At 69.4% G+C, this 8,482-nt stretch carries 5 protein-coding genes; all 5 read right to left on the bottom strand.

Going from position 1 to position 8,482, the window contains the following annotated elements:
- Positions 1 to 192: 192 nt before the first annotated feature.
- The 5 genes from QM582_RS18550 to QM582_RS18570 all read right to left on the bottom strand — a co-directional run bounded on the left by QM582_RS18550 (position 193) and on the right by QM582_RS18570 (position 8,210).
- Complete coding sequence (locus QM582_RS18550) at positions 193 to 2,376, bottom strand: right-handed parallel beta-helix repeat-containing protein (protein ID WP_415086925.1); 2,184 nt, start codon at positions 2,374 to 2,376, stop codon at positions 193 to 195.
- 352 nt (positions 2,377 to 2,728) lie between these two features.
- Positions 2,729 to 4,219: a glycerophosphodiester phosphodiesterase gene (locus QM582_RS18555; RefSeq protein WP_415086927.1), complete on the bottom strand. Its 1,491-nt coding sequence runs from the start codon at positions 4,217 to 4,219 to the stop codon at positions 2,729 to 2,731.
- Between the two features lie 167 nt (positions 4,220 to 4,386).
- Positions 4,387 to 5,427: an SGNH hydrolase domain-containing protein gene (locus tag QM582_RS18560; RefSeq protein ID WP_415086929.1), complete on the bottom strand. Its 1,041-nt coding sequence runs from the start codon at positions 5,425 to 5,427 to the stop codon at positions 4,387 to 4,389.
- A gap of 34 nt (positions 5,428 to 5,461) precedes the next feature.
- Positions 5,462 to 7,456, bottom strand: a complete 1,995-nt coding sequence (locus QM582_RS18565) for an O-antigen ligase family protein (protein WP_415086931.1) — start codon at positions 7,454 to 7,456, stop codon at positions 5,462 to 5,464.
- A 7-nt stretch (positions 7,457 to 7,463) separates the two neighbouring features.
- Entirely contained in the window at positions 7,464 to 8,210 is a 747-nt protein-coding gene (locus QM582_RS18570; protein ID WP_415086933.1) for a YveK family protein, read from the bottom strand.
- Between the last annotated feature and the right edge of the window lie 272 nt (positions 8,211 to 8,482).

Below are 8,482 nucleotides of genomic sequence, written 5' to 3' on the forward strand. Positions count from 1 at the left end.
ATCCCCGCTTATCCGGACGCGGTGAGCACCCGGATCACGGACACCGGTCCGATCGGCTGAACAAACGGCGGTGCGGTGTGTCCCAGGAGTTTCGACTCCCGGAACTCCTGGGACACACCGCACCGCCGTTTGTTCAGCCGATCGGACCGGTGTCCGTGATCCGGGTGCTCACCGCGTCCGGATCAGCGGGGATCACCAGCGACCGAGGGTCCGGCTTCCGGCCGTGCGGCCGATCGCGGTCGCCACGTCGGACGGCAGCGCCTCGGCGACGCTGGCCTCCACGGACTTGACCGCCGAGGTCAGCTTGAGGTTGCCGTCGACGATGTTGGTGCCGACGTACTCACGACCGCGGGCCTCCTGGCCGGTGGTGGACTTGAACGCGGCGAGGGTGGTGAACACGTACGGGTTCGGGTTCACCTTGCCCCGGCTCCAGATCGCCAGCCAGGTCGGCTTCGAGGTGGCGCGGCCGTAGACGTTGCCGTTGAAGGTGACGCCCATCTGCTCGGCGGTCTTGGTGGCACTGTAGTCCTCGACGCAGACCAGGCAGTTCGCGGCCGTGGTCGGGTTGGCGATGACGTTGTTGCGCACGGTGACCGGGCCCAGGGTCCACGGCATCTCGGGGTCCGGCCACGAGATCCGGGGATCGACGGCCTGGTCGTAGCGGTTGGTGTTGCGCCGGGTGTCCTGAACGATGTTCAGCGGACGGCCGTTGCCGACGAAGGTGTTGTTCCAGATCTTGACGTTGCTGGTGTTGTTCACCTTGATCCCGAACTCCTGGTTGCGGGCGAAGGTGCTGTCGCCGACCACCACCTTGGCAGAGATCTCCAGGAACAGGCCGGTGCCGGTGTTGTCGCTGAAGTCGGACTGCCGGAAGACCGAGTTGTAGACCGACACGTCCTCCCAGAAGCCGTGGCCGTAGTTGCCGGAGAACGAGGAGTTGACCACCGTGATGCCGCGGCTGGCGCCGAACTTGGCGCCTCCGGAGACCGGTGCCAGGTTGAAGTGCTCGTCGTTGTTCTTGGTGGACAGCACCTTGGTCATCGTCAGGTTGTCGGCGAACCGGCCGTGGATGCCGAGCATGCCGGAGCCGGTGACGGTGACCTGGTTGAGCTTGACCTTCTCACGCTGCACGCTCAGGCCGGTGGTGGCGGAGTCCGCGATCACCACGTTCTCGAGCTGGACGCCGGGCTGCTCGATGGTCACCGAGGCGATGTGGAACACCGAGGGGGAGTAGCGGCGGACGCCGATCCCGCGCACCACGCTGTTGGCGCCGCGGATGCTGAGCGCCTTGACGGTGGTGCTGGCCTCCACGGTCTTGCCGCTCGGGTTGCTGCCGATGTAGAGCTTCGAGGTGCCCTCGTCGAGGTAGAAGGTGCCGTCCTTGACCAGGCTCTTCGACTTGACCTGCTGCAGCGGGCTGCCGTTGACGAAGACCTGATCGGGGTGCGCGGCCATCGGGTAGGTGTTCGGGTTCACGAACTGCCAGTACGGGACGGTGCTGTCCTTGGCGCCCTGGGTGTAGGTGGGCGAGTGGTCGAACCGGGTGGTCCAGCCGTCCTTGCGCCAGGTGGTGCCGTCGGCGACCCAGCCGCTGACCGGGGTCGAGCCGTCCAGCCAGACCGCTTCCTTCGAGTAGTTCTGCAGGGTCACCTGCTTGCTGATGGTGACCGATTCACGGTAGACGCCGCCGCGCACCACGACGGTTCCGCCGGTCGGCGCGATGGCGAGGCCCCGGTTGATGGTGCGGACCGGCGACGAGACGCTGCCCGAGTTGCCGTCGTTGCCGTTGGTGGAGACGTAGATCGCGTTGGACGGCGCGGGGTAGCTGGCCGAGCCGACGGCCAGCGAGCCGGCGCTGCCGTTGCTGGCGGTGGTCCCCTCGCTGACGGCCGGGGGCGCGGGAGTCGTCGGGACGGGAGTCGGGGTCGGCGCCGGGGTGGACGCGGCCGGGGCGGCCGGCACGTAGAACGCCACGGCGTCCAGCTTCCAACCGGAGGCCTCCAGGGTCTTCCCGGTGGTGGCGGTGGCCAGGCGGTGCTTCCCGCTCTTCACGTAGGAGTTGATCGGCTGGGTGCGTCCGCTGACCGCGTTGGCGAGCGCGTAGTAGCGCACGCCCTGGTCGACGTAGCCGGCCGAGCGAGCCTTGGTGAAGGCGGACGAGCCGGCCACCACGTCGGTGAAGTCGATGGTGGTGGGGTTCCACAGCCGGTGGATCGCGGACAGACCGCTGGACGCGGAGCTGGACGCCTTGAACGGGGTGCCGAGGTCGGTGGTGTAGCCGTACTGGCTGGATGCCGCCTTGGCCTCATCGGCCCACGGCGTCACCAGGCTGGCGCCGGTGCTCGGGCTGAGGCGTTGGTAGAGAGGGTCGTCCATCACGGTCACCGTGTCGGCATGGGCCTGATACGCGGGGAACGTGAGGAGGAGCGGGACCGAGAGAGCCGACGCAAGGAGGGCTCGGAGGGACGTTCGCACTAAGGATCTCCTAAGGGGTGTGAGAGGGTCAGGCCGTCCCCCCGGACCAGGGCCCGGCCATGTCTGAGTAAGACACAGCCAACTCTCATGCTTGTAGGTCAACGGTGACTCTAGTTCATGAGAGTAAACTTAAGCAATCTCATGTGAATCTCACAGTTTCCCTGGACGTGCGGCATCGACGCGGTGCTGTGCGCAGTGGCCGTCGGGCCTCGATCCCGCGCCGGCGGCGCTGTTGGGATGCCCCCGGAGCGTCTCAGCTGACCGCCAGGCCGCGCAGCTTGAGCGCGCCGTCGGTTGCCGAGCTGCCGATGTGGAAGTAGCCGCCCCGGAAACGGGAGTCCTTGACGCTGAGCACCGTGCCGTCGTCGCGCGCCCAGCGGATCTCGTCGGGGGTCACGTCCAGGGTCATCCGGGCCCAGACCCCGCGCTTCATCGGGCGGCTGGACGCCGGGCCGACCAACTGCCGGCCGTTGCGATCGCCCTCGACGTGCGTGGCCAGGCCCATCGTGCCGTCGGCGCGGAGCAGCGCGTGATAACCGTCGGCGTTGCCCAGGCGATGCTCGTAGTAGCGATCATCGTCGTGGCCGAAGGCGATCGAGACGTGCTGCCAGGTGTCGGACGGCATCGGGTCGAACGCCACGTCGAAGGCGATCCGGTAGGAGGTGGCCGTGATCGGGGCGAACTGCCCCAGCGTCATGAACGCCTGCCGGCCCGGGGTCGGAATCTCGATCACTCCGACGTCGGGCCACTGCAGGCTGTAGGTGCTGCTGTCCGGGTTGCGGGTCAGCGCGCCCGGCGCCAGCTGCCCGGACGCCCAGTCGTCGGTGGCGACCGCCGGGACGGTTCGGGCGGTGTAGCCGTTGCACGCGGCCACCATGCCCTGCACACCGACCAGCGAGAAGTAGTCGACCTCGTGGCGACGGTGCACCGGGGACACCCACACCGGGACGCCGCTACGGACGGCGGCCTGGACCAGTTTCTGCGGCAGCAGGTCGGTGTCGTTGCGGGCCGGCAGCACCAGCACGTCCTGCCGCGGGTCGAGCCGGCCGGCCAGCGACTTGATCGCCGCCTCCGTGGCCACCTCGGCGCTGGTCAGGTAGGCCGCGACCGGGTAGCCGGCGGTCTTGGCCGCCGCGATACGTGGCGACAGGTGATCGAACCGGAGGATCACCGAGTCTTTGAGCTGCTGTTGTTCGATCAGCTCGATCAGCGGCTGGTAGGCCGCGTCGTCGCGGGGCTCGATACACAGCACCGCCTTGCCGCCGACTTCCTTCAGGACGTCGGTCAGCCGGGGGATGGCCGGCATGTTGACGCCCTGCCAGCGCGGGCCCAGCCGCGGAATGGTGACCCGGCCGAGATCGAGTTCGGCCGAGGTCAGGCTGCGAGCCTCGCCCTTCAGCGTGGTGGTGCGTTCCAGGGTGAGGTCCTGCAGGCAGTACAGGATGCCGTCGGAGCTGCGCACCACGGAGATCTCCAGGCACTCCGCACCCCACTCCAGGGCCTTCTGATAGCCGGGCAGGGTGTGCTCGGGCAGCACCCCCTCCGCGCCCCGGTGCCCGATGAAATAGGGCGCCTGGCGCCGGTCGATCCAGTTGCGGACGGTGATTCCGGCCGCATCCGGCGAGGGGGTGGCGGGCGTGGCCGGACGGTTGGCATAGACCGTGGCCACCGTGCCAGCGATGCCGGCCCCGACCACCGCCGATCCGCCACCGATGAGCAGATCGCGCCGGGAAAGCGGGGACATATGACTCCTGGGCGTGAGAACCGGTGATCGTTATCTTAGTGACCGGGACGCCGGAGTTCAGCCACGATTCCGTGGCTTCGAACCCCTTCGAGACCGGTCGTCATGGCCGTCGGCGAGGCCGCCGACGACGCTGTGGAAAACACTGCTGGATCGTTCATCGGGGCCACTCAGGCTCTCGCCGTCGCGGCGTCGAAGAGCACCGTGCCCAGCCGCCGGCTCATCGAATTGGTCAGGTGCACGCCGTCGGTCATCACCGGGGTGGTGCCGATGAAGGACGGGCACTGGCCGTCGAGCGTGCAGGTCCAGGACTGGGTGTTCAGGTAGACCCCGCCGGCCTGCTTGGCGGCGTCCTGTTCCAGGGTGCGCAGCGTGTTCCACGGGACCTGGACGTCGGACAGGCAGTCCGCCGGGGTGCTGACGTGGGTGGCGCAGGCGCCCATGTCCCGGCGGTCGGGCGGCGGCGCCACCACGACCACCTTGGTGTTGTCGGTGACCAGCGACTTGATCGCCGTGGTCTCGGCCTGCTGCAGGGCGGCCGCTGCCTCCGGGCCCTGCGATCCCAGGATCCTGGTCAGCGTCCCGTTGCCGGTGGAGATCAGTACGATGGCCGGCTTGAGCGCCTTGGCCCGGGCCAGTGCGTACTCCTGGTGCTTGCGGCAGTCCTCGGTGAAGCTCACGTCGCGCGAGATCGGCACCACGTCGATGCGTGCGGCGGGGCAGTCCTTGAAAGTGAGCCCGCGCACCGTCCAGCCCTTGCTCTCGAAACCCGCCCGGGCGGCCGGAATCCAGCTGATCGCCAGCGAGTCGCCCAGGATCACCACCGTCTTCTTCGGGTCGTTGCTCTTGCCGAAGCGGCATTTCGCCTCGGTGCCCGCGGTCACGTTGCGGCAGGCGTCCCACTCGGCGGCGCGGGAACGGGACAGCTTGTCGAGCGGCGGGTTCAGTTTCGGCCAGGCGGTGGCCACCACGGCGGCGTCGACCTGCTTGGTCCAGGAATCCGGGGCCTGGCCGGGAACGGCCGCCGGCGAGTTCGTGCCGGCTCCGGTGCTGGGCCAGATCGGCTCGGCCGGAGTTCCGGTGATCCGCTCGGGGAGCACGGAGAAGGCGACCGCGGCCACCGCCACCGCGGCCAGCGCGATGCTGGCGCCGATGCGGACCCGGTCGGGCAACTGTCGCAGCCGGGTGCCGAGCTGCAGCTTCTTGATCACGGTCGTCTCCCGGAACGGTGGGGCGGGGACGGCGTCATCGTTCCGCCCCCGTGGTGAGTGCCGCCGGACGGTGCGACAGCACCGCCGGCTGCGGCGCGGACTCCACCTCGCCGACGATCCGGACGGCGGACGCGTCCAGCCGGTCGGCCATCGGGCCGAGCAGGATCAGCCGCAGCTGCCCGTCCGGGGAGGACGCGATCCGCACCAGCGGCCAGAGCAGCACGATCAGCCCCAGCCCGGCGCCGATCCCCCCGCCGATGGCGAGATTGCGCAGCCGGTCGGGGGCTTTCGGTTCGGTCGGCGCCTGGGCCGGCTCCACCGCGCGGAAGTTCACCTGGGGCGCCGCTTCGGCGCCCGACTCCAGTCCGGTCACGGCCTGGTTGAACCGGCTGGCGACGGTGGCGGCGATCAGTTGGGCGCGGGCCGGGTCGGAATCCGTCGCGGTCACCACCAGCACCGTGGTGCCGCCGGGGTTGGTGGCGTGCACGCGTTCGGCCAGGCTGTTCGGGCCCTCGTCCAGCCGCAGCTCCTCGATCACGCCGTTGAGCACCACCGGCGAGGTGGCCAACTCGACGTAGGTGGCCATCCGCGCCGACACCATCATGGTGCCCTGGTAGATGTCGGTGGCCCGCAACTGCGTGCCCGCGGCGGTGGCGTACAGGGCGGCCGACGACTGATAGCTGCGCGGCGCGAAGAAGTTGACCAGGCCGGCGACCACCAGGCCCAACGCCAACAGGTTGCCCGCGACGAGCAGTCGTTTCTTGATGCTGCGCACGTTTTCCCCCGGGATCGGTGAGTGTGGCGGTTGCCACACGAAGGAAGGAACTGGGTGCCGGTCCGGCAGAGGTGCCAGGACCGGGTGGCGTGCCCGGGACACGTCCGGCAGTGCCAGGGCGGTGAAACAGGTGAGGAAGGCGGTGCTGGCGTCGAACAGTCCGCTCTCCAGCACGCCGCGAAGGGCCAGGAAGAGGATCAGCGCCAGCCGGAAGCCGCGCAACTCGCCCGGGACGCGGGCCACTCGGTACAGCCCGTAGAGGATCAGCACCAGGCAGGTGGCGACACCGAGGTAGCCGCCCTGGACCAGGGCGGAGACCCAGCTGCTGTCCAGGATCTGGTGCGACCACCACTGCCCCGGGACCTCGATCCGCTTCAGGGTGAGCCCGCCGCCGGCCCAGGTCAGCCATGCCGACGACTTCGGCATCAGTGCCGACTGCCAGGCGATGGTCCGATTGCTCAGCGAGCCGATGTCCTCGCTGCTGCCCTCGCGGGTCAGCGCGCCGGTGATGGCGTCGCTGAAGAACACCGTAAAGGCGATCACCGGCAGGCTGAGCACGAACGGGATCAGCACTCGCAGGTGGAAGCGCCGCGCGGTGAACACCAGGATCGCGGCCGCCGGCAGCACCATCACCAGCGAGGTGCGCGAACCGGAGGCGACCAGCGCCGTGCCGGCCACTGCCAGCATCACCAGGTCGACGGCGTTCTCCCGGCCGTTGACCGCCCGGTACAGCAGCCACAGGATTCCCATCGCGCTGATCGCGGCGATCTCGTTGGGGTGCAGCGGAGGGATGCCGCCGGCCAGCCGTCCGTCGGAGGCCCGCAGTCCGCCGGTCAATGCGCTGACCACCGCGACGGTGACCAGCGCCCCGACCAGCCCGGCCATCACCGAATAGCCGTCGTAGCCGCTGAGCAGCAGGTTCACGATCCCGACCAGGATCAGCACGCGGACCGCGATGATCAAGGACGACAGCAGCACTCCCTCGGCCCAGCCGCCGAACACCGTGATGCTCAGGTACAGCGCCACCAGGAGCGTCGGCCAGGCCGGAACGCCGAGCCGGGGTCGTTTGCTCACCAGGTACCAGGCGGTGATCGCCGCCACTACGCTGAGCAGCGCTTTGGCGATCACGACGCCGTCGAAGGAGCCCTCGAAGTAGGTGGCCGGACGCCATGGCTCGGTGGCCACCACGGCGACCAGCATCGCGAGGTACGGCCCCTTCGCGAACGGCCTCTCGGCGCGGGGTACGACCAGCATCGGCGGCCTAGGCCGAGGCTCGGGCCGACGCGGGATCGCGGGCGTCGCCGGGCCGCTGGGTCAGCGCACCGGTTGCCTGGCCCCCCTTCTTCGTCGCGGGCTTGGCCTTCGCGCCGCTCGGCTGAGTGGTCTCGGACGCTGTGGCGGCCGCGGTCGCCGGCGGGGTCGCGGTGGCCGGCGGGGTCGTCGACTCGGCGTCCTCACCGGAGGGGCTCTCGGGATCGCTGCTGGAGCGGAGCCGGCGGGCCGCCACCAGCGGACGCCCGATCCGGTCGAACAGCACCACTCCGGCCAGGCCGAGGCAGCCGCCGGCGAAGGCCGCCAGGCCGGCGATCAGCACCGGTCGCGGTGCGGTGGGGGAGCGGGGAGTGGTCGCCTGGACCGCCAGCTCGACGGTCACCGGCGAGGATCCGCTCACGGTCTCCAGCTGGGTGATGTAGCGAGCCAGGTGACGCGCCGCCGAGTTCGCCATGTCGCGGGCGCCCTCCGCTGTGCCGGCCTCGGCGGTGACCTGCACCAGCGGGGTGTCGATCGGGTTGTTGGCGGTCAACTGCTGCTGGAGGTCGTCGATGCTGGCCGTGCCGGCCAGGTCGCCGCGGACCGCCTCCAGCACCGGCAGGCTGTCGATGAAGACCGGGTAGGTGCGGGCCCGGCTGATCGCATACTGGGCGGCCTGATAGTTGGCCACCAGGTCGGTGCCGGGAACGCCTTTCACCAGTTCGGTCGCGGTGGCCGTGTAGGTGGGTGGCAACATCCGTGCACCGAGGTACCCGCCAAGACCCCCGACTGCAACTAGTGCTACTAGGATAAGCCAATAGCGTCGAGCAATCTTGCCGAGTTCTTGTATCGACAACGCCTCAGCCATTCAAGCCTCCGAGCGGTAAGCCAGCACTTTCTCACTTATCGTACGCGGTGCCGGCAATTGAGGCCATTTGGGTTCCAATCGGCTGAACCACCCGGTCCGTGCGGTGGCAGACACCGCGGTGGGGGGCGCCGCCGGGGGTTGTAGAGGCGACCCGCCCCCCC

The sequence above is a fragment of the Micropruina sp. genome, from assembly GCF_047607385.1.
In the GTDB taxonomy this organism is placed as follows: domain Bacteria; phylum Actinomycetota; class Actinomycetes; order Propionibacteriales; family Propionibacteriaceae; genus Micropruina.